The organism is Acidovorax soli, assembly GCF_900107605.1.
Taxonomy (GTDB): domain Bacteria; phylum Pseudomonadota; class Gammaproteobacteria; order Burkholderiales; family Burkholderiaceae_C; genus Acidovorax; species Acidovorax soli.
The window spans coordinates 1-25481 of record NZ_FNQJ01000022.1 but is presented as its reverse complement, the minus strand read 5'-3'; the positions used below and the strand labels follow the sequence as shown (position 1 = coordinate 25481).

The 25481-nt window shown below is 66.6% G+C and carries 25 protein-coding genes; 12 read left to right on the top strand and 13 right to left on the bottom strand.

Translation table 11 applies throughout. The annotated features are described in order from the left end of the window. From BLW02_RS13850 to BLW02_RS13825, 6 genes are all read left to right on the top strand, one after another. On the top strand, positions 1 to 1131 hold the full coding sequence (locus BLW02_RS13850; protein WP_092699472.1) for an ABC transporter permease: 1131 nt from the start codon (positions 1 to 3) through the stop codon (positions 1129 to 1131). 29 nt (positions 1132 to 1160) lie between these two features. Beyond that, positions 1161 to 2606 carry a bifunctional enoyl-CoA hydratase/phosphate acetyltransferase gene (locus BLW02_RS13845; RefSeq protein WP_092699470.1) on the top strand — a complete coding sequence of 482 codons (1446 nt, stop codon included), beginning with the start codon at positions 1161 to 1163 and terminating at the stop codon, positions 2604 to 2606. After that, positions 2603 to 3793, top strand: coding sequence for an acetate/propionate family kinase (locus tag BLW02_RS13840; protein ID WP_092699468.1), 1191 nt, complete (start codon positions 2603 to 2605; stop codon positions 3791 to 3793). The genes BLW02_RS13845 and BLW02_RS13840 overlap by 4 nt, the downstream gene beginning before the upstream one ends. A 32-nt stretch (positions 3794 to 3825) precedes the next feature. Next, on the top strand, positions 3826 to 4296 hold the full coding sequence (locus tag BLW02_RS13835) for a universal stress protein (protein ID WP_092699466.1): 471 nt from the start codon (positions 3826 to 3828) through the stop codon (positions 4294 to 4296). 209 nt (positions 4297 to 4505) lie between these two features. Next, complete coding sequence (locus BLW02_RS13830) at positions 4506 to 4979, top strand: phosphatidylglycerophosphatase A family protein (RefSeq protein WP_244273701.1); 474 nt, start codon at positions 4506 to 4508, stop codon at positions 4977 to 4979. 62 nt (positions 4980 to 5041) lie between these two features. Then, the gene (locus tag BLW02_RS13825) at positions 5042 to 5506 is read left to right on the top strand and encodes a CinA family protein (protein WP_425285663.1); all 465 of its coding nucleotides are present in this window, start codon (positions 5042 to 5044) and stop codon (positions 5504 to 5506) included. Positions 5507 to 5853: 347 nt separating this feature from the next. Here the strand turns inward: BLW02_RS13825 and BLW02_RS13820 are convergent, their stop codons facing one another. The 10 genes from BLW02_RS13820 to argS form a co-directional block, all read right to left on the bottom strand. Continuing rightward, positions 5854 to 6696, bottom strand: coding sequence for a YecA/YgfB family protein (locus tag BLW02_RS13820; RefSeq protein ID WP_092699462.1), 843 nt, complete (start codon positions 6694 to 6696; stop codon positions 5854 to 5856). A gap of 93 nt (positions 6697 to 6789) precedes the next feature. Next, positions 6790 to 7332: a putative toxin-antitoxin system toxin component, PIN family gene (locus BLW02_RS13815; protein WP_092699460.1), complete on the bottom strand. Its 543-nt coding sequence runs from the start codon at positions 7330 to 7332 to the stop codon at positions 6790 to 6792. Then, a complete protein-coding gene (locus tag BLW02_RS13810; protein WP_092699458.1) occupies positions 7322 to 8611 on the bottom strand; it encodes a THUMP domain-containing class I SAM-dependent RNA methyltransferase in 1290 nt (429 codons plus the stop codon). Before BLW02_RS13810 ends, BLW02_RS13815 begins: the two co-directional genes overlap by 11 nt. Beyond that, positions 8608 to 9090 (bottom strand): acyl-CoA thioesterase, encoded by a 483-nt coding sequence (locus BLW02_RS13805; RefSeq protein WP_092699456.1) that lies wholly within the window; start codon positions 9088 to 9090, stop codon positions 8608 to 8610. The genes BLW02_RS13810 and BLW02_RS13805 overlap by 4 nt, the downstream gene beginning before the upstream one ends. 75 nt (positions 9091 to 9165) lie before the next feature. Beyond that, on the bottom strand, positions 9166 to 10740 hold the full coding sequence (locus tag BLW02_RS13800; protein ID WP_092699454.1) for an RNA polymerase factor sigma-54: 1575 nt from the start codon (positions 10738 to 10740) through the stop codon (positions 9166 to 9168). Between the two features lie 112 nt (positions 10741 to 10852). Continuing rightward, on the bottom strand, positions 10853 to 11620 hold the full coding sequence (lptB, locus tag BLW02_RS13795; protein WP_425285662.1) for an LPS export ABC transporter ATP-binding protein: 768 nt from the start codon (positions 11618 to 11620) through the stop codon (positions 10853 to 10855). Positions 11621 to 11631: 11 nt separating this feature from the next. After that, the gene (gene lptA / locus BLW02_RS13790; RefSeq protein WP_092699450.1) at positions 11632 to 12279 is read right to left on the bottom strand and encodes a lipopolysaccharide transport periplasmic protein LptA; all 648 of its coding nucleotides are present in this window, start codon (positions 12277 to 12279) and stop codon (positions 11632 to 11634) included. Between the two features lie 97 nt (positions 12280 to 12376). Continuing rightward, entirely contained in the window at positions 12377 to 13033 is a 657-nt protein-coding gene (locus tag BLW02_RS13785) for a thiol:disulfide interchange protein DsbA/DsbL (RefSeq protein ID WP_092699448.1), read from the bottom strand. Positions 13034 to 13111: 78 nt separating this feature from the next. After that, entirely contained in the window at positions 13112 to 13762 is a 651-nt protein-coding gene (locus BLW02_RS13780) for an SPOR domain-containing protein (RefSeq protein ID WP_092699446.1), read from the bottom strand. 12 nt (positions 13763 to 13774) lie between these two features. Further along, a complete protein-coding gene (gene argS / locus BLW02_RS13775) occupies positions 13775 to 15484 on the bottom strand; it encodes an arginine--tRNA ligase (protein WP_092699444.1) in 1710 nt (569 codons plus the stop codon). A gap of 438 nt (positions 15485 to 15922) precedes the next feature. Between argS and BLW02_RS13770 the strand changes: the two genes are divergently transcribed. Then, positions 15923 to 16210, top strand: a complete 288-nt coding sequence (locus BLW02_RS13770) for a PsiF family protein (protein ID WP_092699442.1) — start codon at positions 15923 to 15925, stop codon at positions 16208 to 16210. A 604-nt stretch (positions 16211 to 16814) separates the two neighbouring features. Here BLW02_RS13770 and BLW02_RS13765 read toward each other — a convergent pair. From BLW02_RS13765 to BLW02_RS13755, 3 genes are all read right to left on the bottom strand, one after another. After that, on the bottom strand, positions 16815 to 18332 hold the full coding sequence (locus BLW02_RS13765) for a glycosyltransferase family 39 protein (protein ID WP_139285383.1): 1518 nt from the start codon (positions 18330 to 18332) through the stop codon (positions 16815 to 16817). A 100-nt stretch (positions 18333 to 18432) separates the two neighbouring features. Next, positions 18433 to 18879 (bottom strand): DUF2214 family protein, encoded by a 447-nt coding sequence (locus tag BLW02_RS13760; RefSeq protein ID WP_092699439.1) that lies wholly within the window; start codon positions 18877 to 18879, stop codon positions 18433 to 18435. A gap of 54 nt (positions 18880 to 18933) precedes the next feature. Then, positions 18934 to 19857 carry a LysR family transcriptional regulator gene (locus BLW02_RS13755; RefSeq protein WP_092699437.1) on the bottom strand — a complete coding sequence of 308 codons (924 nt, stop codon included), beginning with the start codon at positions 19855 to 19857 and terminating at the stop codon, positions 18934 to 18936. Between the two features lie 274 nt (positions 19858 to 20131). Between BLW02_RS13755 and BLW02_RS13750 the strand changes: the two genes are divergently transcribed. The 5 genes from BLW02_RS13750 to BLW02_RS13730 all read left to right on the top strand — a co-directional run bounded on the left by BLW02_RS13750 (position 20132) and on the right by BLW02_RS13730 (position 25264). After that, positions 20132 to 22339 carry a malate synthase G gene (locus BLW02_RS13750; protein WP_092699435.1) on the top strand — a complete coding sequence of 736 codons (2208 nt, stop codon included), beginning with the start codon at positions 20132 to 20134 and terminating at the stop codon, positions 22337 to 22339. Positions 22340 to 22517: 178 nt separating this feature from the next. Continuing rightward, positions 22518 to 22751, top strand: a complete 234-nt coding sequence (locus BLW02_RS13745) for a cysteine-rich CWC family protein (protein ID WP_092699433.1) — start codon at positions 22518 to 22520, stop codon at positions 22749 to 22751. 31 nt (positions 22752 to 22782) lie between these two features. Beyond that, positions 22783 to 22971 (top strand): 4-oxalocrotonate tautomerase, encoded by a 189-nt coding sequence (locus tag BLW02_RS13740; protein ID WP_092699432.1) that lies wholly within the window; start codon positions 22783 to 22785, stop codon positions 22969 to 22971. A gap of 10 nt (positions 22972 to 22981) precedes the next feature. Continuing rightward, positions 22982 to 24460 carry a DHA2 family efflux MFS transporter permease subunit gene (locus BLW02_RS13735; RefSeq protein ID WP_092699430.1) on the top strand — a complete coding sequence of 493 codons (1479 nt, stop codon included), beginning with the start codon at positions 22982 to 22984 and terminating at the stop codon, positions 24458 to 24460. A gap of 33 nt (positions 24461 to 24493) precedes the next feature. Then, positions 24494 to 25264, top strand: a complete 771-nt coding sequence (locus BLW02_RS13730) for a class II glutamine amidotransferase (RefSeq protein WP_092699428.1) — start codon at positions 24494 to 24496, stop codon at positions 25262 to 25264. Positions 25265 to 25481: the final 217 nt, after the last annotated feature.

Genomic DNA, 25481 nt, shown 5'->3' with positions numbered 1-25481 from the left:
ATGCACGCCGCATCCCTTGCCAACATCTGGCGCCTGGGCATCAAGGAACTGTGGAGCCTGGTGCGCGACCCCATGATGCTGGTGCTGATCGCCTACACCTTCACCGTGTCGATCTACGTGGCCGCCACGGCCATGCCCGAGAGCCTGCACAAGGCGGCCATCGCCATCGTGGACGAAGACGATTCACCGCTGTCGGCGCGCATCGTGGCCAGCTTCTACCCGCCGTACTTCACCACCCCGCGCCTGATCACGCTGGCCGAGATGGATGCCGGCATGGACAACGGCAATTACACCTTTGTGCTCGACATTCCGCCCAATTTTCAGCGCGAGGTGCTGGCCGGGCTGGCCCCTGTGGTGCAGCTCAATGTGGATGCCACGCGCATGAGCCAGGCCTTCACCGGCAGCGGCTATATCCAGCAGATCGTGGCGGGTGAGGTGGGCGAATTCGTGCAGCGCCACCGCGGCGATGCGCAGCTGCCGGTCGAGCTGAACGTGCGCATGCGCTTCAATCCCAACCTGGAGCAGGCCTGGTTCGGCTCGCTGATGGAGATCATCAACAACGTCACCATGCTGTCCATCATCCTGACCGGCGCGGCGCTGATCCGCGAGCGCGAGCACGGCACCATCGAGCATCTGTTGGTCATGCCCGTGACGCCCGGCGAGATCATGCTGGCCAAGGTCTGGTCCATGGGGCTGGTGGTGCTGCTGGCGGCATTGGTGGCGCTGGTGTTCGTGGTGCAGGGCGCCCTCCAGGTGCCGGTGCAGGGCTCGGTGCCGCTGTTCATGGGGCTGGCGGCGCTGCACCTGTTTGCCACCACCTCCATGGGCATCTTCCTGGCCACCGTGGCCCGCTCCATGCCGCAGTTCGGCATGCTGCTGGTGCTGACCCTGCTGCCGCTGCAAATGCTGTCGGGCGGCGTGACCCCGCGCGAAAGCATGCCGGAGCTGGTGCAATACGTGATGCTGGCCGCGCCCACCACGCATTTCGTGGCGGCCGCGCAGGCCATCCTGTACCGGGGTGCGGGCCTCGACATGGTCTGGCCACAATGGCTGGCCATACTGGCCATTGGCGCTGTGCTGTTCACCGCCTCTCTGGCGCGTTTTCGCAAGACCATCAGCCAGATGGCCTGATCTCCATCTTTCCCATCCTTCGGAGTCCCATGCCAGACACCCTGCCCGCTCTCCCCCCCGCGATCGCTGCCGGCAACGACCTGGGCACCGTGCGCAACCGCACCTTCGACGAGATCGCGGTGGGCGACACCGCATCGTTCGAGCGCACGCTCTGCACCGAAGACATCCAGCTGTTCGCGGTGCTCTCGGGCGACGTGAACCCGCAGCACCTGGATGCGGAATACGCCGCCTCCACGCGCTTTCAGGGCGTCATTGCCCACGGCATGCTGGGCGGCGCCCTGATTTCGGCGGTGCTGGGCACGCGCCTGCCCGGCCCCGGCACCATCTACCTGGGGCAGACGCTCCAATTTCTCGCCCCCGTGCGCGTGGGTGACACCCTGCGCGTGGGCGTGACGGTAACCGCACGCGACGAGGCCAAGAAACGCCTGAAGCTTGCCTGCAGCTGCACCAACCAGGACGGCGTGGCCGTGATCAGCGGCGAAGCCGATGTGATCGCCCCCACCGAGCGCATCGAACGCGCGCGCACCACGCTGCCCGAGGTGCGCCTGACCGTCAACGGCGACGGCCTGCACCGGCTGCTGGACCATGTGCGCCCGCTGGGCGCAAGCCCCATGGCGGTGGTGCACCCCTGCGACGCGCTCAGCCTTTCGGGTGCGCTGGATGCGCGCGCGGCCGGGCTGATCACGCCCGTGCTCATTGGCCCGCGCGCGCGCATCCTGGCGGTGGCGCAAGAGAGCGGGCTGGACATTGCCGGCATCGCCATCGAAGACGTGCCCCACAGCCATGCGGCCGCCGCACGCGCGGTGGAGCTGGTGGCGAAAGGGCGTGTGGAGGCCCTCATGAAAGGCAGCCTGCACACCGACGAGCTCATGGCTGCCGTGGTGGCCAGCGGCACCGGCCTGCGCACCAAGCGGCGCATCAGCCACTGCTACCTGATGCAGACACCGGCCTACCCGCGCCCCTTCATCATCACCGACGCCGCCATCAACATCGCGCCCACGCTGGACGACAAGGCCGACATCGTGCGCAACGCCATCGACCTGGCCCATGCCATCGGCGTGGCCGAGCCGCGCGTGGCCGTCCTGGCGGCGGTGGAAACCGTCAACCCGCACATGCCCGCCACGCTGGATGCGGCGGCCCTGTGCAAGATGGCCGATCGCGGCCAGATCACCGGCGCCCTGCTCGACGGGCCGCTGGCCTTCGACAATGCCGTGTCGATGGCGGCCGCGCACACCAAGGGCATCGTCTCCGAGGTGGCGGGCCGGGCCGACATTCTGGTGGTGCCCGACCTGGAAAGCGGCAACATGCTGGCCAAGCAGCTCGAATTCATGGGCAGCGCGGCCAGCGCCGGCATCGTGCTGGGCGCGCGCGTGCCCATCGTGCTCACCAGCCGCGCCGACTCGCGCGAAACCCGCATCGCCTCGTGCGCCGTGGCCGTGCTGCTGGCGCACCGCTACAAGGTGCTGCCGCCATGAGCGACCTCATCCTGGTGCTCAACTGCGGCTCGTCGAGCATCAAATTCGCGCTGTTCGATGCCAGCACCCGCCCACTGCCACGCAAGCCCCTGTGGAACGGCAAGGTCGATGGCATCACCGGCCCCGCACCCACCTTTGGCGAGACGGGCAGCGCGCCCGGCCCGATAGCGCTGGACGCCGCCCAGCCCTACCACGCGGCACTGGAGCACATCCGCGCCCGCGTGCTGGCCCGGCTGGGCGGCCACCGCATCGCCGCCGTGGCGCACCGCGTGGTGCACGGCGGCGCCAAGTACTTCGACCCGGTGCGCGTGGACGCCGCCGTGCTGGCCGACCTGCAAACCTACATCCCGCTGGCGCCACTGCACCAGCCGTTTGCGCTCGAAGCCATCGAGGCGCTGCTTTCCACGGCACCCGGCCTGCCCCAGGTGGCCTGCTTTGACACGGCGTTCCACCACACGCTGCCCGATGTCGAAAAAATGCTGCCCCTGCCCTACGGCGCCTGGGAACGCGGCCTGCGCCGCTACGGCTTTCACGGCCTGTCGTATGAATTCATGTCGGTCGCGCTGGCCGAGCGCCATGGCGATGCCGCACGCGGGCGCACCATCGTGGCCCACCTGGGCAGCGGTGCCAGCCTGTGCGCCATGCAGGGCCTGCGCAGCATGGCCACCACCATGGGGTTTTCGGCGCTCGACGGGCTGATGATGGGCACGCGCTGCGGCGCGCTCGATCCCGGCGCGGTGCTGTACCTGATGGAGATCGAAAAGCTCACGCTCGAACAGGTGGGCCATGTGCTGTACCACGGGTCGGGCCTGCTGGGCCTGTCGGGCGTGTCGTCCGACCCGCGCGTGCTGCTGCGGCAGGAGGCGGGCAACGCACGCGTGCAGGCCGCGCTGGCGCTGTATGTGCGGCGCATCGTGCGCGAGATCGGCGCCATGGTCGCCGTGCTGGGCGGGCTGGACATGCTGGTCTTCACCGCCGGCATTGGCGAGCACAACGCCGCCATCCGCGAGCGCATTTGCCGCGACCTGGCCTTCCTGGGCGTGGCACTCGACGGCGATGCCAATGCACGCAACGCCCCCCTCATCTCCCACGCCGCCAGCCACGTGCCCGTGGCGGTGGAGCCCACCAACGAAGAGTGGATTGCCGCCTGGCGCGCCCTCGCGCTGGTCAGCGTGCCAGGCCACTGAGTTCACCCTTCCACTTTTACAAAGAGTTCTCCATGTACGAAAAAATCCTGGTCCCCTTCGACGGCAGCCCCACCTCGGAACAAGCGCTGAAAGAAGCCGCCGGCCTGGCGCTGAAGGTGGGTGCGCAGGTGCGCCTGCTGCACATCATCGATCCGCTGACGCATGCGGTTGGCTTCGTGCGCCCCGAGGTGTATCGCACCGACTTCCTGCCCGTGGCCCTGAAGGGTGCTGACACCATGCTGCGCAAGGCCTGCGAGCAGCTCACCGCGCAAGGCATCCAGGCCGAGACCCGGTTGCTGGAAGCCATGGACGCCCAGGTGGCCACGCTGGTGATCGACGAGGCCCGGCAATGGGACGCCCGCCTGATCGTGCTGGGCACCCAGGGACGGCGCGGCCTGGCGCGCATGTTCCTGGGCAGCGATGCCGAGCAGATCGCCCGCACCTCCCCCGTGCCGGTGCTGCTGGTGCGCCTGCCCGAGGCCGCGCCTGCCCCATCCGCCTGAGAACGCTCCTGGCGCTGCAGTCGTGCAGACAGGCGACTGCGGGGCAGGCTGCTAGCATTCTCACCCCTGATGCAACGCCCCGGAGCCCCCGCGTGATTCCCTCCCCCCCTGGCGCCCCGCGCGATCCGGTTGACCCGGTCGACGTGACCGATGCCACGCCGCGCCCCCCCGGCACGCCACCGCCGCCACGGCGGCCCAGCGCCACTTTCATGCTGCAGCACCCGGCGCACTGCATTGCGCTGGGCTTTGGCGCTGGCCTGAGCCCCAAGGCGCCGGGCACCGTGGGCACCCTGTGGGCCTGGCTGGCCTTTCTGGTCCTGCAGCACTGGCTGGGCACGCAGCAGATCGGCCTGCTGATCGGCGCGGGCACGCTGGTCGGCTGGTGGGCCTGCACCGTCACGGCGCGGCACATGGGCGTGTCCGATCCCGGCAGCATCGTCTGGGACGAGGTCGTGGCCTTCTGGCTGGTGCTGTGGCTGGCCATGCCCATGGGTTTCTGGGGCCAGGCCGTGGCGTTTGCCCTGTTCCGCTACTTTGATGCCGCCAAGCCCGGGCCCGTGGGCTGGGCCGACCAGCTGTTCAAGGGCTTCGGCTGGCGCGGCGGCTGGGGCATCCTGTTCGACGACTTCGTGGCGGCGTTCTGCACCCTGCTGGTGATCGCGCTGTGGAGGTTCTTCTGGTGAGCCCGTCATCACGATCCACAGATGCGCTGCCAGCGCCTGATGCACAAGCGCCAGAGGCTACTTTGACTCAAATTTCCGCCCAGCTGCTGGCGCGCGGCTGGATGCTGGCCACCGCCGAGAGCTGCACCGGCGGCATGATCGCCGCCGCCTGCACCGACCTGGCGGGCTCCAGCCAGTGGTTTGAACGCGGTTTCGTCACCTATTCCAACGCTGCCAAGACCGAGATGCTGGGCGTGCCCGCCGCGCTGATCGAAGCGCATGGCGCCGTGAGCGAACCCGTGGCACGCGCCATGGCCGAGGGCGCCGTGGCGCATTCGCGCGCGCAGGTCAGCGTCGCCGTGACCGGCGTGGCCGGGCCCACGGGCGGCAGCGCCGAGAAGCCCGTGGGCACCGTGTGGCTGGCCTGGGGCGTGGATGGACAGATATACAGCGAGCTGCGGCACTTTCCGGGCCACCGCGCCGCCGTGCGTACGGCCACGGCACGGCATGCACTGACACGACTGATCCAGCTGCTGAGGAAGGGGTAGCGTATGGCCGCTCGCGGCGTATCCCTCTTGCGGAGTCTGCGCGGCCGACACGCGCTCGGTCGATTGCATGGCATGCTATGCGGCGAGGAATCCGCCATGCTGCTACCGCATACGCCAGACGGTGAAGGCGCCCTGGCCGCGGACCAGAAGATTCGCCCCACGATCGCTGATGAGGCAGTCTTCCCCGGCCCGGGGCGCAGGACGGTGCGCATCGGCACCCGCACATGGCGGCCCCACAACACGGGTCCGATGTGCCGACGCGGCCCTCTACCAAGCCCAGGATGGCGGGCGCAACAGGGCCGTGCTCGCGCCGCAGGGAGACCCGCGCACGGCACGGCAGCGCCGCGTCAGGCCCCGTGGCACTTCTTGAATTTCTTGCCGCTGCCGCACCAGCAGGGATCGTTGCGGCCGGGTTCGGCCACCTTGCGCACGGTTTCGATGCGCGGGCCCAGGCTTTTCCAGAGCTGGCGCAGGTCGTACACGGCCCAGATGGCTTCGCCGAAGGTTTCCACGCGGGCCTGGCTGGTGCTGGGCGGGCCGTCCTCGCTGAACATGCAGACCTCGGGCTTGCCGGTATCGTCCTCGGTCAGGGCGACGATGCTGTCCAGCGCATCGTCGAGCCACTTGGCGGCTTCCTTGTCGCGCGGGGCGGCCCAGTCCTCGGGCCAGTTTTCGACAGCGAACATGAAGCCCAGCGCCCACACCTGACCAAACGAGGGGATCTCCTGGCCGGCCATTTCGGCGCGCTGGTCTTCGGGCAGGCTGGCCACGGCGCCGCGCATGTCCATGGCCTCGGGCTGGAAGGTGCGGTCGTCGTCCAGCGACTCTACCGGGGCGTCCAGCTGCGCCTCGACCTCGTTCCAGCGCAGCATCCACAGCTCCAGGAACCGCGCCTGCTGGGCCGCATCGGCAAACGCCGGCAGCAGCGGCAGGGGTTCACCCTCGGCCAGGTCGATGGCCGCGCCGTCGCCCAGCAGCATGGGCAGGTATTCCGAGGGCGGAATGGGGCGGCGGCTGCAGATCAGCGCCGTGAGGAAGCCATCACAGAACTCCCACTGCGGGATCTCCTCGCCGCGCGTGCGCAGGTCGTCCAGCAGGGTGTCGATCTCGTCGAGTTCATCGGGGCCCAGGGCCGGGGCGGCCAATGCGGCGGCGGCGTCCGCGGGTGCTGGGTGGGGGGTGTTGTTCATGGCAGGGCTCCAGTCGGCGGGGCCTCGGGGCTGGGATGCTGCCCGCGGCCCCGGGCAAAGGCGGCCAGTGTAGCCGCCAGCCGGTGCGGCAAGTCAAGCCATCTGCACGGCAGCAGGCGTGGCGGCGGCGCTCCCCGGCGCAATTTCCAGCAGCTCGTCTGCTTCAAAAACAATCGCTGTCGCCGCATGCGCACCCAGCGCCAGCAGCCGTTTTTGCATGCAAAGAACGGCCTTGTCCTTGCTGAGCAGGATGGCGCGGTGGGCCACGGCCAGGTCGATGAAATGCTGGTCGTCGGCATCCTTGCACACGGCGGACACGCGCGGTGCGACTTGAACCCAGCGCACCTGGGCTTCGTAGGTCTGCAACAGCTGGCCGGCGGTGAGCCCATAAAAAGCCAGCCGCGGCACGATCTGCGGATAGGCCAGCACCCGCGCCAGCTCGTCGCGCATGGGCGGTGTGGCCACCCAGCACAGCCGCTGCGCGTCCAGCAGCTGGCGCACGGGCGCCACGGCGGCGTCGGCAAACACCAGCAGGTCGAGCACGATGTTGGTGTCCAGCACCAGCGGGCGCGCGTCAGCATCACTCTGCCCGCGTTCGGGCCACTGCAGCACGCAGCGATGAGGCTTAGCCGCCATGGGCCTTGGGGGCTGCGCCATCGACGGCACGCGGCGCGCGCACCGATCCTTTGACCATGTCGAAGCGGAACAGCCGGCATTCGATGGGGCCGTTCCACATGGGCACGCGGCGCGATTCCTTCAGGCGCATCTTGCCGGGCAGCTTGAGGTCGGGTGTGAGCATCCAGGCCTGCCAGCCGGCGTAGTTCTTCTTCCAGTGCGCGGCGAGCTGGCTGAAGAACTCGCCACCATCGTCGGTGTGCGCCTCTTCGCGGCCCACGGCCAGGCCCTGGGCGCGGTCGGCCGCGCGCTCACTGGCGTTGCGGCCCGCCGTGCCGGCGGCAGCGATGCGCTCGCCGTAGGGCGGGTTCAGCAGCATCACGCCGGGCTGCTCGCAGGGCGGCATGCGCTGCAGGGCATCGCCACCGCGCAGCTGCACGGCATCGGCCACGCCGGCGCGCTCGGCATTGCGCTGGGCAAAATCGACCATGCGGAAGGCGACATCACTGCCAAAAATGGGCACAGCGCTTTTCTGTATGGCGCCTTCAGCCTCGTTTTTGATAGCAGTCCAGACATGGGCCTGGAACGGCAGCAGTTTCTCGAACGCAAAGCGGCGCAGCATGCCGGCCGGGATGCGGCAGGCGATCTGCGCGGCCTCGACCACGATGGTGCCGCTGCCGCAGCAGGGGTCGTACAGGGGCTGGGGGTTGTCGCCCAGCGGGTCCCAGCCGCTGGCGGCGATCATGGCGGCGGCCAGGGTTTCCTTCAGCGGAGCGTCGCCCTTGTCCTCGCGCCAGCCGCGCTTGAACAGCGGCTCGCCCGAGGTGTCGATGTAGATCGTGGCCTCGTCGGTGGTCAGGTGCAGGTGGATGCGCACGTCGGGCCACTGCGTATTCACGTCGGGCCGCACGCCGCTCTTGGCGCGGAAGCGGTCGGCCACGGCATCCTTGACCTTGAGGCCCGCAAAATTGAGGCTTTGCAGCGGGCTGTGCTGCGCCGTCACCTCGACCTTGAAGGTCTGGCGCGTGGTGAACCAGATCTCCCAGGCCACGTCGCTGGCCATGCCATAGAGGTCGTTCTCGGAACGGTAGGGCCGGTGCGCCAGCTGTACCAGCACACGCTGGGCCAGGCGGCTGTGCAGGTTGAGCAGCAGCGCATGGCGCCACGAGGCGCGCAGCAGCACACCGCCCCGGCCCACCAGCAGGTCTTGCCCGGTGAGGCCGGTGATGGCGTGCACCTCGTCGGCCAGGTAGCCCTCGACGCCAGCGGCGCAAGGGAGAAAAAGTTGGAGGTGGTTCATGTCGATGGGGAGGATACGCGCTCGGGCACGGCGGGGGAACCGGGCTCACCCGCGCGGGCCAGCAGCAGCTGGCGGATGGATTCAGGGATAACCGCCACCTTGCGATCGGCCGTGCCGATGAAGACGATGCCGATCTTGCCGCGCGCCACTTCGCGGCCCGAGGTGGTCTCGGTCATGCAGAACACCAGGTCGAAGCCGTAGCGGTTGAAGTCCGCCGGCGCCATCTCCACGCGCATGGTTTCGCCATGGAAACCTTCGGACTTGTACTGCGCCACGATATCGCCCACCACGATGGACAGGCCACCCACATCCGCCTCGGGGTAGCCCAAGGACTGAAAAAAGCGCACCCGCGCTTCGGACACCAGGGTGAGCAACTGCGCGTTGTCCAGGTGACCGCCCTGGTTGACGTGGCTGATGTAGATCTGCAGCTCGGTGGCAAAGCCGAAATGCGCGGGAAGGTCGAAGACGATGCGGGCCATGGCGTGGAAAGCGGGGTGATGGGTGAAAAAACAGCCAACAGGGCACGCTGCGGCAGGCGCGCGCGCCCACAAAGGCTACAGCGCCTTGCGCAGATTGGCCGGCGCGATCTTGAGCGCCTCGCGGTACTTGGCCACGGTGCGGCGCGCGCACTCGATGCCCTGCTCCTTGAGCATTTCGGCGATCTGGCTGTCGGACAGCGGCTTGGCGGGGCTTTCGGCCGCCACGAACTGCTTGATCAGCGCGCGCACCGCCGTGCTCGATGCGTTGCCGCCGGTTTCGGTGCCCAGGCCCGAGCCAAAGAAGTATTTGAGCTCGTAGGTGCCGATCGGCGTCGCCATGTACTTGGCGGTGGTCACGCGGCTGATGGTGGACTCGTGCAGCCCCAGCTCGTCGGCGATGTCGCGCAGCACCAGCGGGCGCATGGCCAGCTCGCCATGGGTGAAGAAGTTCTTCTGCCGCTCCACGATGGCGCGCGAGACGCGCAGAATGGTGTCGAAGCGCTGCTGGATGTTCTTGATGAACCAGCGCGCCTCCTGCAGGCGCTGCTGCATGCCCTGGTGGCCCTCGCCACCCTTGTGGCCGCGCAGGGCGCCAGCGTAGATGTCGTGCACGCGCAGGCGGGGCATGACGTCGGGATTGAGCTGCACGATGAAGTTCTGCTGGCCCCCGCCATTGGCGCGCCCGGATTTGCGCACGATGACGTCGGGCACGATGATGTTGCGCTCCACATCGGCAAAGCGGCGGCCGGGGCGCGGCTCCAGGCGGGCGATCAGCGCCATGGCGGCACGCGTGCGCTCTTCGCCATCGCCGCACAGCTGCGTCAGGCGCCGGATGTCGCGGCGGGCCAGCATCTCCAGCGGCTGCTGGCAGATGCGCAGCGCGGTCTGCACGGTATCGGGGTCGATCTCGCTGTCTTCGTCGGCGGCCAGGGCCTTGAGCTGCAAGGTCAGGCACTCGGCCAGGCCGCGCGCGCCCACGCCCACAGGCTCCAGGCTTTGCAGCAGGTGCTGGGCCACCGTGAAGCGGTGCACCAGTTCTTCGATCTGCTCCAGGTCGTCGGGCCCGGCCAGGCCGATGGCGAGCTCTTCGAGGTAGCCGTCATCATTGAGCGATTCGATGAGAAAGCGCAGCGCGGCGCGGTCGAGCTCGGACAGGCGCAGCGCCAGCGCCTGGCGGTGCAGGAAGGCGGTCAGTGATTCGTGCGAGCGGGCCAGTTCGGTGGCGTCGGCCTCGTCGCCTTCGGCGTCGTTGCGGTTGCGGGCGGGCGCATCGCCGCCCCACTCGGCGTCATTGGGCGCCATTTCCACCGTGCCGTCGCCGCTCCAGTCGGGCTCGTCCGCACCGGCGCTGGCCGTTTCAGCATCATTTGGGTTTTCAGCGCTTGTATTGCCTGCGCTGGCAGCCCCTGAAAAAAGAGCGTCGTCCGCGCTGTAGTCGTCGGCCTGTGCGGGCGTGTCGGCGGCTTCCAGGCCAAACTCCTCGCGCGGCGCTTCATCGGCCGTGCGCTCCAGAAAGGGGTTCTCGTCGAGCATCTGCTCGACTTCCTGCGACAGCTCCAGCGTCGACAGCTGCAACAACCGGATCGATTGCTGCAACTGCGGCGTGAGCGACAGGTGCTGCGAAACGCGCAGCGAAAGGCCGGGCTTCATGCCACTGCCAACGCAAGGGCACCAATCAGCCCGTCGCCCGGCCGCCCGAAGGCGGGCTGGTGCCTCTGGGGGGGCAGCGACCACACGAAGCGAGGAAACGTGGGGTCCATGCTCACATCCGGAAGTGCTCGCCGAGATAGACGCGACGCACCTCGGCGTTGTCAACGATTTCGGACGGCGTGCCCTGGGCCAGGACATGGCCGTCGCTGATGATGAAGGCGTGGTCGCAGATGCCCAGCGTTTCGCGCACGTTGTGGTCGGTGATCAGCACACCGATGCCGCGTGCCTTCAGGAAACCGATGATGCGCTGGATCTCGATGACGGCAATCGGGTCGATACCAGCGAAGGGCTCGTCGAGCAGGATGAAGCGCGGCTGGGTGGCCAGCGCGCGGGCGATCTCGACCCGGCGGCGCTCGCCGCCCGACAGGGCCAGGGCCGGCGAATCGCGCAGATGGTCCACGCGCAACTCCTGCAGCAAGGCGGTGAGGCGTGCTTCGATCTCCTTCCGGGCGAGCGGCTTGCCGTCGTCACCCCGTTGCAGCTCCAGCACGGCGCGCACGTTTTCCTCGACGTTCAGCTTGCGAAAGATCGACGCCTCTTGCGGCAGATAGGACAGCCCCAGACGCGAACGCCGGTGGATGGGCATGTCCGCGACCGAGTGGCCATCGATGCGGATGTCACCGCCATCGCAGCGCACCAGGCCCACGATCATGTAGAACGAAGTGGTCTTGCCCGCGCCATTGGGACCGAGCAAGCCCACCACCTCGCCCTTTTGCACGACCAGCGACACATCCTTGACGACCTTGCGGCTGCCATAGGACTTTTCGAGGTGCGCAACTTCCAGGCGGCTGCCCGCCTGGGTGTCAGGGCTTGTGTTCACGGTCGCTGCACTCACTTGCTTGCGCCGCCGAGGGTGTTGCTGGGGCGCAGCACCGGCCCGCTGGCAGCAGGGGCTGGGGCAGCGGCAGGAGGTTGCTCCTTGGGCGACAGCACGGCGCGCACGCGCCCGCCGGGGGCGGGTGCATCCCCCGCTGTGCTGGCGGGCGATTTCTTTTGCCCATCGACGGTGAACACATCGGTGAGGTTGTTGTAGACGATGACGGCGCCCGAGACCTCATCGGTCACCACCGATTCCCGGTAGCGGCGCATTTCGGCACGGGTGATGAAGCGCACATTGTCGGCACGGCCGTCGTATTCGATGACCTCGCCCTCCCCTTCGATGAACTCGTCCGGGGCGCCGGCCAAGCTGTCGCGTTTTTGCCGGAAGAACGCGCGCTTGCCGGGCTCTGCCGTCACCACGCCGTACTGGTAGCCATCGGCATCCTGGCGTACATCCAGTTGTGCACCGCGCAGCACGATGGTGCCCTTGGTCATGACCACCCGGCCCGTGAACACGCTGGTCTGCTTGAGCTCATCGTGGCGCAGCGCATCGGACTCGATGTTCATGGGCTTGTTGCGATCAGCCTTTTCGGCATGGCCCACGCCAGGGGCACAGGCCAGGGCCGAGAGCAGCAGGATCGGGAGGTATCTTTTTTTCATGAGGCACAAATCTTGCCTTCATTGTAGCCACGCACAGCGCCAGCGCCCATGAAAAAGCCCGCAAACGCGGGCCTCTCGCACGGGGGCGAATGCGGCATCAGCCCTTGCGCGCCACGCCCGCCAGATACTCCACCACCTGCAGCACGGTCTGCATGCTGCCGGCCATGGTGCCATCGGTATAGAACCGGCCGGCCACGCCCATCGAAGGAACGCCTTCCACGCCATAACCCTCCTGCAGCGCCGAGGCGCGGCGCACCTGGCTGGACACCGTGAAGGAGGTGTAGACCTCCTTGAACTTGGCGGCGTCCACACCCTGCTGGGCCACCCAGGCGAAGATGTCCTCGTCCTTGGCCAGCTTGAGTTTTTCGACGTGAATGGCGCGGAACACCTTGGCGTGCAAGGTGTCGAGCTTGCCCATGCCTTCGAGCGTGAAATACAGCTTTTGCTGGGGTACGAAGCTGGCATTGAAAGCCACGGGAATGCGGCGGATGCTCAGATCCTTGGGGGCTGCCTTGACCCAGGCATCGAGCGCCGGCTCAAAGGAGTTGCAGTGCGGGCAGCTGTACCAGAAGAACTCGATCACATCGACCTTGCCGGCGGGGGCATCCGGCGTCAGGGGTTTGGCGAGCCTGGTGTAGTCCTTGCCCTCCTTGAACTGGCGCGCCTGCGCCATGGCTGGCGTGGCCAGCGGCAGGGTCAGGGCGGAAGCGGCAACCACCGAAGCGGTGGACAGGGAAAACTCGCGGCGTTTCATGACGTGGACACTCCTTGTTCTGGTCTGGGGGTGTGAGAACGCCCCCACGAAAAAGTTCAGACGATGGCGATGGACATCCTAGCGCTGGACACGCACCATCGCGGACTCGACGCCGGCGCCTTCCAGCTTTTCCTTCAGCTGCTCGGCATCGTCGCGCTTGGCAAACGGGCCCACGCGCACGCGGTACATGGTGCGGCCATTCTGTTCGCGCTCGCTCACGCGGGCTTCCCAGCCCAGCATGGCCAGTTTGGCGCGCTGCGCATCGGCCCCCGACTGGGTAGGGAACGCCCCGGCCTGCACGAAATAGTCAAACGGATCGACCGCCGCCGACTTGGCCTTGGCCAGGTCGCCCAGCGGGTCCGCCGAGGCGGCAGGCTTGGCGTCAGCTTTCGTGGCGGACTTGGCCTCGGCCGTTGCAGGCTTGCTGGCCGGTGTGCGCGCAGCGGTGGCCTCAGCGGCCGGGGCCGTGCCGTTGGCACTGACCGACGCGGCTGCGGCCGGAGCAGGCGGGCGCGCGGGGTTCTTGCCGTAGAGCGGCGAGTTCGGGTCCCAGTTCTTGTTCTTCTGGGCCTCGGCGGCATCCTGGTCCACGCCGCGCAGGCCGCCCTTGTTCAGGAAAGGCACAGGCACCTTGGTCACATACACGGCCACGGCCAGCGCGGCACCCAGGCCCACGACAACCCCGACGATGAACCCGATGATGGTGCCACCCGTCTGTTTTTTCTTCATGGTAGTAACTGCTTACATTCTGGCTGGAGCCGATACGCCCAGCACGGCCAGGCCATTGTGCAACACCTGCGCGGTGGCGGCGACGAGGGCCAGGCGCGCCTTCTTCACGGCCTCGTCGTCCACCAGGATGCGCTCGGCATCGTAATAGCTGTGGTAGCTGGCGGCCAGGTCGCGCAGGTAGAAGGTCACGTCGTGCGGCGCCTCGCCCTCGGCAGCGGCCGTGAGCATCTCGGGGTACTTGGCCAGCTGCAGCATCAGCGCCTGGGCCTGCGGGCCTTCCAGCGCCGACAAGTCCACATCCTTGAGCGCAGCCACATCACCACCGCCCGCCTCCTGCCAGGCGCGCAGCACCGAGCAGATGCGCGCATGCGCGTACTGCACGTAGTACACCGGGTTGTCGTTGTTCTGCGCCACGGCCAGGTCCACATCGAAGGTGTACTCGGTGTCTGGCTTGCGGCTGAGCAGGAAGAAACGCACGGCGTCCTTGCTGGTCCACTCGATCAGGTCGCGCAGCGTGACGTAGCTGCCCGCGCGTTTGCTGATCTTGACCTCCTCGCCGCCCTTGACCACGCGCACCATGGTGTGCAGCACATAGTCGGGGTAGCCCTGGGGAATGCCGACATCGGCCGCCTGCAGGCCGGCGCGCACGCGGGCGATGGTGCCGTGGTGGTCCGTGCCCTGGATGTTGACGACTTTGGTAAAGCCGCGCTCCCACTTGGCGATGTGGTAGGCCACGTCGGGCACGAAGTAGGTGAAGGTGCCGTCCTGCTTGCGCATGACGCGGTCCTTGTCGTCGCCGTAGTCGGTGCTCTTGAGCCACAGCGCGCCGTCCTGCTCGTAGGTCTTGCCGTTGGCGACGAGCTTGTTCACCGTGGCCTCGACGCGGCCGCTGGTGTACAGGCTCGATTCGAGGTAATACTCGTCGAAGTGCAGGGCGAAAGCCTGCAGGTCCTTGTCCTGTTCGTTGCGCAGGTAGGCCACGGCGAACTGGCGGATGTTGTCGTAGTCCTCCACATCACCGTTGGCGGTGAACTCGCGGTCATCGGCCTTCACGGTGGCCCGGGCCTTGAAGGCCTCGGCGATATCGGCGATGTAGTCGCCGTTGTAGAAGTTCTTGGCCAGTGGGTTGTCGCTGTCGGTGGGCCAGCAGTCATCGCCCGGCTGGAAGCCCTTGGCGCGCAGCTGCGTGCTCTTGGTCAGCGTGTCGATCTGCACGCCCGCGTCGTTGTAATAGAACTCACGGTGCACCTTCCAGCCCTGCGTGCCGAACAGGTTGCAGATGGCATCGCCCAAAGCCGCCTGGCGGCCATGGCCCACATGCAGCGGGCCGGTGGGGTTGGCCGAGACGAACTCGACCAGCACCTTTTCGCCCCGATCGGCCTGGTAACCAAAGCGCGCTCCAGCGGCCAGCACCTCGCGCACCACCTCCTGCTTGGCCGCGGGTTGCAGGCGGATGTTCAGAAAACCGGGGCCGGCGATCTCGATGGCGGCCACCCAGCGCTGGAAGGCAGGCGTGGCCTCCAGCGCGGTCTTGAGCTGCTCGCCCAGAGCACGCGGGTTGAGCTTGAGCGGCTTGGCCAGCTGCATGGCGGCGGTACAGGCGAAGTCGCCATGGGCCGCGACCTTGGGGGATTCAAACGCCGCCTTGGCGCCAGCGCCGGGCGACAGGATTTCCAGCTCGGCAGCAAGCGCTGCGAGCAATTCATTTTTGGCTGTGAGCATCGGCAGATTTTACGGGGCGGCCGGCACAGACCATCGAACACCCACGCCAGCACACCCCGGCGGGCATGCGCGCAGGCTGGCGGTGCCCCAGGCCGAATGGCGCCCCACCCCCATTGCCGAGGAGATTTGGCGGAGGCCGCCCCAGCCCATCGGGCTGTACCCACGCCGCTGGACCCTGGTGTTTCAGGTACCTTGCACGCGGCTGATGCAGCCTGTTTCACAGCATTCTTTTTGTGCGCTGCTTTGGTGGCGGTTTGTATCGCCGGGGCGCTGGGCAGAGCGGTTCCAAGACCCCGCGTGCGCCGAGAAATCAACGTGCACAGCCCTCCGTCGCAGTTCGCGCGGTTGCTTTCATGGCTTGTCCGCGTTGTCGCGCAGCACGTTTTATGGTGCAATGCCGCCGGGACCCCCCATAACGCATTCACACCAGGAGATTCCATGCAAAAGCTTCTTTCCCTGACTGCACTCGGTCTGGCCCTGTCGCTGGGTTTCAGCGCCCACGCTGCAGAGAACACCCCTGCCCCCACCAAGCAGCAATCCAAGATGGCGACCTGCAACAAGGATGCCGGCGAGATGAAGGGCGATGAACGCAAGGCCTTCATGAAGACCTGCCTGAGCAACAAACCGGCCACGCAGCAAGGCAAGATGAAAACCTGCAACGCCGAAGCGGCCGGCAAGAAGGGCGATGAACGCAAGGCCTTCATGAGTGAATGCCTCAAGAAATAAGATCTCACGGCCATCGGCCCCAAACCCCGCCAGCCCAGCATGGCGGGGTTTTTTTATGTTTCCACCTCGCATCTCCATGCCCTACCGGCGATGCGCACCAAACCCTTGCTGGATTCCCATGGCTGCCCGCGCCGCCCAGACACCATCCGTCTCCTGCGTCATGCCGGCCTACAACGAGGGCCGCAAGCTGGCCACTGTCGTGCCATAGGGGCTGGCGGCGCTGCAGGCCCTGTCGCCCAAGGTTGAGGCAGTTCTGGTCAACGATGGCAGCCGCGAAAGGAGGCCGCGCGTGGCAAGGTGGTGTGATGGATGCCGACGGCCCGCACTCCTTCTCCAGGCTGTCCGAAACGCTACCAGAATAGCCGCCAGACAGCGACCCGGTGTACGCCGCGCGGCTTACCCGCGACGACCACTCGCGCCTGCAAGCCCGGTGGACACGCGTGTTTTACCGGCTCATCCATTGGTGCAGTCGGATCGAGATTCCACCAGAGTACGTGGGACGCACCCACGAAGAGGTCAAGCGCCGCCCGGCCTGCCTGGTGAACGAGCGCACCGGCAGGGTCTGCCAGAGGCTGGCGGGCAAGGCGCCCCGGGCGCCGCCATGTCAGGCGCCACCCCCACTGGCAGCGGCCGGCGGCCGCACCCGCCAGCCCCAGCCGTCGAGCACCCGGTGCGCATCCGCCGGCCCCTCGCCGGGAGGCCACAGTTCCAGGATGCCCCCGCGCTCCAGTTCGCGCGGTGTGATCCACGGACTCAACGCCGGATCGCCATAAATGAGCACCCGTGGCTGCTCCGGCAGCCACAGCGCCACTGCGCCGCTGGCGGCTGCCGGCCCGCTGATGATGCGCACGGGGCCGCCCAGTTCCTGCCGCGCGGGCTGTGCCACCGCCTCCGCCAGCGCCTGGGACCGAAATTCGCGCCAGTGCGCCGAGCGCGGGGGATGGCGGCCAAAAGCGGAGGTGTCGTACGACTGCCATACCAGCAGGCCCTGCAGCGCCACAAACGCCACGCCCGCCACGGGCAATGTCCATCCTGCGCGCAAAGTCGCCTCGCGCAAACCCAAAACGGCCATGCAGGCCGGTACCGTCCAGAGAGCAAACGCCGTGCCCCACTGCAGTTGCAGGTCCACCCCCCACAGCACCCCCATGGCCGCCATGAACGCCGGCGGCAACAGGCCCCAGCACCACAGCAGCGACTGCCCCAGCACCGCGGCCCCATGCGGCTCTTGCGGCCCCGACGGTGAAGGCAATTGACGGCGCGCGCGGCGCTGCGCCCACCACACCAGCAGCAACAGCAGGACGGCGGGCAAGCACCGGTTGAACAGCCAGTCCAGCAGCCACCGGGCCGTGGCGGTCAGCCGCTGGCCGGGCCCGAACTGAGCCCCCAGGGATGACTGCATGGCGTAGGCAATCGGCCCACGTTCCTGCTCCAGCAACCACAGCGCATGCGGCAAAAAGATCACCAACGCAATGGCCAGCGCCATCAGCAATCCCTGGCGCTGGGCCGGACTGCGCCACAGTCCGTGCCGCACGAACAGCCACAGCCCGCACACCGCCGCCACGGCATACTGGTATTTGCTGAGCATTCCCAGCCCGGCAACCACCCCCAGCGCCAGCCACCAGCGCCGCTGCGGCCGGGTGAGGATGCGCCACCACAGCCATGCGCTCAACGCGACCCAGAGCATGAGCACGATGTTGTGGTTGTAGTAGTTCATCCGCCCGTTGTAGAACGTGATTCCCAGGGCGGCCAACAGGCCCACCCAGGCATAGTGGCGACCATGGATTTCATGCAGCAGCGCGCTGAAAATGGCGAGGCTGACCAGCGTGAACAAGCTCCCCAGCAGATAGCTGGACCACGCGGACCAGCCCGCCAACTGCACAAACGCCCACATGATCCAGGTGGGCAGCGGAGGGTGCTTGTAGTACCCCCACTCCAGCGACCGCATCCAGGTCAGCTGCTCAATGTTGTCCGCAGGCGGACTCAGGGCAACACTGTCCAGATGCCACAGCCACACCGCGCCGAACAGGAGCAAAAGCATGGCCATGGCCAGTGGCAATTGCGGCCCCCTGCGCACTGGGGCCATGGATGTGCCCACACGGCCATCCAGATAGGATCGATTCACAGCAAAACCTTGGTTGAATGAAGTAACGCACGCTCCAGAGGACGCCGGCTGCGCACCAGTTTTTGAAACCAGGAACTGCACCGCCCGGTGCCGGGCGAGCCTACCAGCCGCGCGCCCAGAAGACGGCAATCACCGCCACCACCGGCAGCACATGGGACTGGATCATCACGAGGCGGCGCACCCGCGCGACTTCCGTGGCATCCGGCAGGGCGCCGGTGCTGCGGAGCGTCCGGTGCCAGCGGCGAAACGCCAGCGAAGGCACAAACGACAACACGACCATGGCCACAACGAGGGTGATCTTGAGGTGAAACAGCGGTTGCGACAGATACCACGACGCGCCCTTGACGCCCCAGATGAGGCGCGCCAGGCCGCTGGCTATCATCACCGTCCCCGCCACGGCATAGATCACATCCAGCCGGACCAGGCGCTCGACCACGGCGGCATTGAGCCATTCAATGCGGCACAGCGCAGCCTGGCTCGAGAGAAAGACCACAAAGGTCAGTATGGCCACCAGGTGCAGGGCGGCCAGGACGGCTTCGAGAGTCATGGGGTCAGTTCCTTGTGAAAGCCTTGCAGATTCAGAGAAAAGGCGGCGCGGGGGCTACGCGGCCGTCCAGAAACCGGGCTGGCTGTAATTGTGCTTGAGGAAATCGATCCACAGGCGCACCCGCAGCGGCATGTGCTTGCGCTGGGGAAACACCACGTAGATGCCATTGGGCGGCGCGGCAAACTCCTCCAGCACTTCCACCAGACGGCCCGCGGCGATTTCCGCCTCCACCTCCCAGGTGCTGCGCCAGGCCAGGCCATAGCCCGCCAGGCACCAGTCGTGGAGCACCTGGCCGTCCGAACAATCGAGCGGCCCGCCCGGCTTGAGGTGCACCACCTCGCTGCCGCCCCCCTCGGCGGGCATGCGAAACGCCCAGCCGCGCGTCTGCGAGGCCTCGCTCGACAGCGTGAGGCAATCGTGCTGCGCCAGCTCGCTGGGGTGGCGCGGCGTGCCATGGCGCTGCAGATAGGCGGGCGTGGCCACACACAGGCGGCGGTTGTCGGCGATGCGCACGCTCACCAGCGACGAATCGGGCAAGTCCCCCACGCGCACGGCGCAATCGAAACCCTCGCCGGCCAGGTCCACCACGCGGTCGCTGAGGTTGAGCGAGATCGTCACGTCGGGATGCGCCGTGCGAAAACGCGGCACCAGCGGCGCCACATGGCGGCGGCCAAAGCCGGCGGGGGCGGTGATGCGCAGGTGGCCCGTGGCCTTCACCCCACCTTCCGACACGCTGGCCTCGGCATTGGCCACGTCGGACAGCAGGCGCTGGCAGTCCTCCAGAAAGGCGCTGCCCTCGTGCGTGAGGCTGATGCGCCGCGTGGTGCGCACCAGAAGCTTCACGCCCAGGTGTTCTTCCAGCGCATCCAGCCGGCGCCCCATGATGGCGGGCGCCACGCCTTCGGCCTTGGCAGCAGCGGTGAGGCTGCCGCGCGTGGCCACCGACACAAAGGATTCGAAGGCCTTGAGTTTGTCCATGGCGCTGATTATGGAGACAAGTAGCGACCGCGCCACCGGGTGGTGGCGATCGAGAAATTTCCATCAAAAATGCCTCTATCGCCTATTCAACAGGCGTTAATAGCTATTGTTTTTGCATGAGACAGTCACGCTATTTTTGCAAAAAAGTCATTGGTTTCGAGATATTCAAAGGCTTTATGCCACCAAACAATTGCAATACAGTCTCTCCATGGTTCGCGCCAGCGAGCCCAGTGGCTGGTTTTCCCCTTTATTTCTCTACCTTAGGCATCGCACCATGACCGCACGCACCTCTGTCCACGGCCTGCAAGTGGCCACCTCCCTGTTCCGCTTCGTGGAAGACAAGGTCTTGCCCGGCACCGGCGTGCAGAGCAGCGCCTTCTGGAAAGGCTTTGACGCCATCGTGTCCGACCTGGCCCCGCGCAACATCGCCCTGCTGGCCGAGCGCGACCGCCTGCAGACCGAGCTGGACACCTGGCACAAGGCCCACCCTGGCCCCATCACCGACATGGCGGCCTACCGCAAGTTTCTTGAAGCCATCGGCTACCTGGTGCCCCAGCCCGCCGACGTGCAGGCCACCACCACCCAGGTGGACGACGAGCTCGCCATCCAGGCCGGTCCCCAGCTGGTGGTGCCCATCCTGAACGCCCGCTACGCGCTGAACGCCGCCAACGCCCGCTGGGGCAGCCTGTACGACGCGCTCTATGGCACCGATGCCATCCCCGAGACCGACGGCGCCGAAAAGGGCAAGGGCTACAACCCCGTGCGCGGCGCCAGGGTGATCGAGTTCGCCCGCAATGTGCTCGACCAGAGCACGCCGCTGGCCACCGGCTCGCACAAGGACGCCACGGGCTACCGCGTGGAGGGTGGGCAGCTGGTCGTGGCCCTGAAGAACGGCAGCACCACGGGCCTGAAGAACCCGGCCCAGTTCACCGGCTACCAGGGCAGCTCGGCCCAGCCCTCGTCGGTGCTGCTGCAGCACAACGGCCTGCACCTCGATATCCAGATCAACCGCGCCACGCCCATCGGCCAGACCGATGCCGCCGGCGTGAGCGACCTGGTGCTGGAAGCGGCGCTGTCCACCATCCTCGACCTCGAAGACTCGGTGGCCGCCGTCGATGCCGACGACAAGGTGCTGGGCTACGCCAACTGGCTGGGCATCCTGCAGGCCACGCTGACCGAGTCGTTCGACAAGGGCGGCAAGACCGTGACCCGCGGCCTGAACCCGGACCGCATCTACACGGCCGCCAGCGGCCAGGGCGAAGTGCGCCTGCATGGCCGCTCGCTCATGTTCCTGCGCAACGTGGGCCACCTGATGACCAACCCGGCCATCCTGTGGACCGACGCCCAGGGCCAGCAGCGCGAGATTCCCGAAGGCATCATGGACGCGGTGGTGACCACCGCGATCGCACTGCACGACCTGCAAGGCCACGGCAAGAACGGCATCCGCAACTCGCGCAAGGGCTCGGTCTACATCGTCAAGCCCAAGATGCACGGCCCGGCCGAAGTGGGCTTTGCCGCCGAATTGTTCGGCCGCGTGGAGCAGTTGCTGGGCCTGCCTGACAGCACCGTCAAGCTGGGCATCATGGACGAGGAGCGCCGCACCAGCGTCAACCTCAAGGCCTGCATCGCCGCCGCCAGCAGCCGCGTGGCCTTCATCAACACCGGCTTCCTCGACCGTACCGGCGACGAAATGCACACCGCCATGCACGCTGGCCCCATGGTGCGCAAGGGCGACATGAAAACCAGCGCCTGGCTGCCCGCCTACGAACGCAGCAATGTGCTGGTCGGCCTGTCGTGCGGCCTGCGCGGCAAGGCACAGATCGGCAAGGGCATGTGGGCCATGCCCGACCTGATGGCCGACATGCTCAAGCAAAAGATCGCCCACCCCCAGGCCGGCGCCAACACCGCCTGGGTACCCAGCCCCACCGGCGCCACGCTGCATGCGCTGCATTACCTCCAGGTGAAGGTGAGCGACATCCAGATCGCGCTGGAAAAGATCGACGCCAATGCCGAGCGCGACAACCTGCTGACCGGCCTGCTCACCGTGCCTGTGGCCTCCGCCCCCAACTGGAGCGACGCCGAGAAGCAGCAGGAGCTGGACAACAACGCCCAGGGCATCCTGGGCTACGTGGTACGCTGGGTGGACCAGGGCGTGGGTTGCTCCAAGGTGCCCGACATCCACAACGTGGGCCTGATGGAAGACCGCGCCACGCTGCGCATCAGCAGCCAGCACATGGCCAACTGGCTGCTGCATGGCGTGGTGACCGAGGCGCAGGTGCAGGAAACCTTCCGCCGCATGGCCGCGGTGGTCGACCAGCAAAATGCCGGCGACCCGCTGTACCAGCCCATGGCGGGCCACTTCGAGACCTCTTACGCCTACCGCGCCGCGGTGGAGCTGGTGACCAAGGGCACCGAGCAGCCCAGCGGCTATACCGAGCCGCTGCTGCACGCCTGGCGCCTGAAGCTCAAGGCAGCCGCATAAGAGCGCCGGCAGCATTGGCACGTTTTCGCTAGTTAATTCATAGCTTCCAGCGCTTTATGGACAAGCGATAGTCTGCATTTTCTATGCACATGGGCACCCTGCGGGGTGCCTTTCGTTTGGGATCGGCACCTTTACACTGGTCTTCTTGCCTTCGGGCCCGTGCCCTGATGATCTGCCTATGTCCCAGCCACCCCTTGATACCAGCATCTGCCCTTTGTGCGGGCAAGGCAACCAGTGCGCCGTGGTGGCCGGGCAAGCAGCCGAAACCTGCTGGTGCATGTCGGCGCACCTGTCCGCCGCTGCCCTGGCGGCCGTTCCGGACGCGCTGCGAAGGCGTGCGTGCATCTGCCCGGTTTGCGCGGCCTTGCCCCTACAGAACCCCGATCAGCCGCCACCCGCGGCGCCGATATGATCAGGCATTGCATTGCAAGGAGCCATTGAACATGCCAACGTACCACATTGAAATGATGGAAGGCCGCACCATCGAGCAGAAGAAAAAGCTGGTCGCCGAGATCACGCGTGTTTCTGTGGAGATCCTGGGCGGCTCGCCCGAATCGGTGGACATCCTCATCACCGACGTCAAGCGCGAAAACTGGGCCACCGGCGGCACACTCTGGACCGAACGCTCCTGAGCACCGCACCATGACACAGCCCTGCGGCTCGCCCTCCATGCTGCGCGAGCGCCATGGCGAGCGGTACCGCTGGCTGGTGCTGCTTTCGGTGATGGTGGGGACCATGGCGTCCATCATGTCGTCCACCATCGTCAATGTGGCGATTCCGGACATGAGCCACTATTTCGCGCTCGGCCAGGAACGCGCCCAATGGGTCACGTCGGGCTTCATGGTGGCCACCACAGTGTCGATGCTCACCACACCGTGGCTGCTGTCGCGGTATGGCTACCGGGCCACTTACGTAGGCGCCATGGTGCTGCTGCTCGCAGGGGGCATTGGCGGCGGCATCGCCGGGGATTTCGGACTGGTGCTCGCCGCCCGTGTGGCCGAGGGGCTGGCCGCCGGGGTGGTACAGCCGATTCCCGCAGTGATCATCCTCTATGCTTTTCAACCCCATGAACAGGGGCGCGCCAGCGGCATTTTCGGCATGGGGGTCGTACTGGCGCCCGCCATCGGGCCCAGCCTGGGAGGCCTGCTGGTGGACTGGTTTGGCTGGCGCTCGATTTTTTTCATGGTCGTGCCATTTTGCCTGGCCTCCATCACACTGGCCTACAAATTCGTGCCCACCACCGCCCCCGGCGGAATGCCGGCGAACCGCAGCGGCGAACCACTGGACTGGCGCGGGCTGGCGCTGGGTACCCTGGGCACGCTGTGCCTGCTCAATGGCCTGGTGGCGCTGCACAGCGGGCCTTACGCCCAGGCGACCCTGCTGCTGGGCACTGCCATGCTGTTCGTGGTGCTGTTCCTGTGGTGGCAACGGCGCATTGCGCGGCGCGGCCACAAGCCCCTGATGGACCTGAGGGTCTTTGAATACCGGCAGTTCGCCATGGGCAGTGTGGTGGCCTTCATCTACGGCACTGCGCTCTTTGGCTCCACGTATCTGCTACCGGTTTTCATGCAACTGGGGTTGCAGCTTTCTGCCTCGCATGTGGGCACCATCATGCTGCCCTCTGGCCTCGTGCTGGCGGTCACCATTCCTCTGGTCGGTCGGCTGGCCGACAGGGCTCCCACCCACTGGCTGGTCGGCACCGGCCTGGCGCTGCTGGGCATTTCCTTTGTGCTGATGAAGCTGGTGGGGCTGCAGTCTGCACTGTGGACGCTGGTGCTGTTTGCCGTGCTGGGCCGCATCGGGCTGGGCTTCATCCTGCCCTCGCTCAATCTGGGCGCCATGCGGCCGCTGGACAAGACGCTCATTTCCCAGGGATCGAGCATCATCGGCTTCGTGCGCATGCTGGGGGGCGCTGCAGGAGTCGGTCTTTGCGGAATCGTGCTCGAATGGCGCCTGGGCGTGCATGGAGACTCATTGACGACCGCAGCCACGAGCCCCGCACGCATCGCAGCGTTTGGCGAAACCTTCCTGATGCTGGCAGGACTCTGCCTGCTGGCGCTTATTGCGGCATGGCAATTGCGCGGTGCGCCAGGCCAGGCCACCGCGGCTCAGCAACCCTGACCGCATGCCTTCACATCATCACCGGGTCCTCTCATGTGCCAGCTGCTTGGAATGAACAGCAATACCCCCACGGACATCACCTTCAGCTTTCGGGGATTTGCGCAACGTGGCGGCAATACCGCCGATCACGCCGATGGGTGGGGCATTGCGTTCTTCGAAGACCGGGGCCTGCGCCATTTCGTGGACCATCTGCGCGCGGCCGATTCACCCATTGCCGAGCTCATCCGGCACTACCCCATCAAGAGCCTCAACGTCATTGCCCATATCCGCAAGGCTACGCAGGGGCCTGTCAGCCTCCAGAACTGCCATCCTTTTGTGCGTGAACTGTGGGGTCGCTACTGGGTTTTTGCGCACAACGGCGATCTGAAGGAGTTTCGCCCGCGCCTGCACGCGCACTTTCACCCGGTGGGCAATACCGACAGCGAGCATGCGTTTTGCTGGTTGCTGCAAGAGCTTGCCAAATCGCACGCGGGCATGCCCAGCATTGACGAACTCACCCGCACGCTGCGGGAGCTGACACCGCAAATTGCCGCGCACGGCACCTTCAATTTTCTGTTGTCCAATGGCGAAGCCCTGTGGGCCCATGCCTCCACCCACCTTTATCACCTGCAGAGGCGGCATCCTTTTGCCATTGCGCAGCTATCGGATGAAGATCTCTGCATTGATTTTGCCCCCCTCACCACACCATCCGACAAGGTGCAATTGCTGGCGACGGAGCCGTTGACGGTCAATGAGGAATGGAAGGCGTTCGGCTCGGGAGAACTGAAGGTATTTGCGGGGGGAAGCGAGGCGGGCAGGGGCTAGCTTTTCCACGCCACGCTCATCGAATACAGAACCCACTTGTTGCTGGCCGCTGCCCCTTTGCCGGACTGGGCATGCACAGAAGGTTTGAATTGATTCGCGGCGGGCGGCGATAGCGGCGCTGAAAGCAGAAACGCCCCACTCAAATGTTGAGCGGGGCGTTACTGGGCTGTAAGAGCCTGACGATGACCTACTTTCACACGGGAACCCGCACTATCAT

What these genes read in the sequence shown, in the direction of transcription:
- BLW02_RS13850 (WP_092699472.1), top strand. Translation starts at nt 1, where the DNA reads ATGCACGCCGCATCCCTTGCCAACATCTGGCGCCTGGGCATCAAGGAA.
- BLW02_RS13845 (WP_092699470.1), top strand. Translation starts at nt 1,161, where the DNA reads ATGCCAGACACCCTGCCCGCTCTCCCCCCCGCGATCGCTGCCGGCAAC.
- BLW02_RS13840 (WP_092699468.1), top strand. Translation starts at nt 2,603, where the DNA reads ATGAGCGACCTCATCCTGGTGCTCAACTGCGGCTCGTCGAGCATCAAA.
- BLW02_RS13835 (WP_092699466.1), top strand. Translation starts at nt 3,826, where the DNA reads ATGTACGAAAAAATCCTGGTCCCCTTCGACGGCAGCCCCACCTCGGAA.
- BLW02_RS13830 (WP_244273701.1), top strand. Translation starts at nt 4,506, where the DNA reads ATGCTGCAGCACCCGGCGCACTGCATTGCGCTGGGCTTTGGCGCTGGC.
- BLW02_RS13820 (WP_092699462.1), bottom strand. Translation starts at nt 6,696, where the DNA reads ATGAACAACACCCCCCACCCAGCACCCGCGGACGCCGCCGCCGCATTG.
- BLW02_RS13815 (WP_092699460.1), bottom strand. Translation starts at nt 7,332, where the DNA reads ATGGCGGCTAAGCCTCATCGCTGCGTGCTGCAGTGGCCCGAACGCGGG.
- BLW02_RS13810 (WP_092699458.1), bottom strand. Translation starts at nt 8,611, where the DNA reads ATGAACCACCTCCAACTTTTTCTCCCTTGCGCCGCTGGCGTCGAGGGC.
- BLW02_RS13805 (WP_092699456.1), bottom strand. Translation starts at nt 9,090, where the DNA reads ATGGCCCGCATCGTCTTCGACCTTCCCGCGCATTTCGGCTTTGCCACC.
- BLW02_RS13800 (WP_092699454.1), bottom strand. Translation starts at nt 10,740, where the DNA reads ATGAAGCCCGGCCTTTCGCTGCGCGTTTCGCAGCACCTGTCGCTCACG.
- lptA (WP_092699450.1), bottom strand. Translation starts at nt 12,279, where the DNA reads ATGAAAAAAAGATACCTCCCGATCCTGCTGCTCTCGGCCCTGGCCTGT.
- BLW02_RS13785 (WP_092699448.1), bottom strand. Translation starts at nt 13,033, where the DNA reads ATGAAACGCCGCGAGTTTTCCCTGTCCACCGCTTCGGTGGTTGCCGCT.
- BLW02_RS13780 (WP_092699446.1), bottom strand. Translation starts at nt 13,762, where the DNA reads ATGAAGAAAAAACAGACGGGTGGCACCATCATCGGGTTCATCGTCGGG.
- argS (WP_092699444.1), bottom strand. Translation starts at nt 15,484, where the DNA reads ATGCTCACAGCCAAAAATGAATTGCTCGCAGCGCTTGCTGCCGAGCTG.
- BLW02_RS13770 (WP_092699442.1), top strand. Translation starts at nt 15,923, where the DNA reads ATGCAAAAGCTTCTTTCCCTGACTGCACTCGGTCTGGCCCTGTCGCTG.
- BLW02_RS13760 (WP_092699439.1), bottom strand. Translation starts at nt 18,879, where the DNA reads ATGACTCTCGAAGCCGTCCTGGCCGCCCTGCACCTGGTGGCCATACTG.
- BLW02_RS13755 (WP_092699437.1), bottom strand. Translation starts at nt 19,857, where the DNA reads ATGGACAAACTCAAGGCCTTCGAATCCTTTGTGTCGGTGGCCACGCGC.
- BLW02_RS13750 (WP_092699435.1), top strand. Translation starts at nt 20,132, where the DNA reads ATGACCGCACGCACCTCTGTCCACGGCCTGCAAGTGGCCACCTCCCTG.
- BLW02_RS13745 (WP_092699433.1), top strand. Translation starts at nt 22,518, where the DNA reads ATGTCCCAGCCACCCCTTGATACCAGCATCTGCCCTTTGTGCGGGCAA.
- BLW02_RS13740 (WP_092699432.1), top strand. Translation starts at nt 22,783, where the DNA reads ATGCCAACGTACCACATTGAAATGATGGAAGGCCGCACCATCGAGCAG.
- BLW02_RS13735 (WP_092699430.1), top strand. Translation starts at nt 22,982, where the DNA reads ATGACACAGCCCTGCGGCTCGCCCTCCATGCTGCGCGAGCGCCATGGC.
- BLW02_RS13730 (WP_092699428.1), top strand. Translation starts at nt 24,494, where the DNA reads ATGTGCCAGCTGCTTGGAATGAACAGCAATACCCCCACGGACATCACC.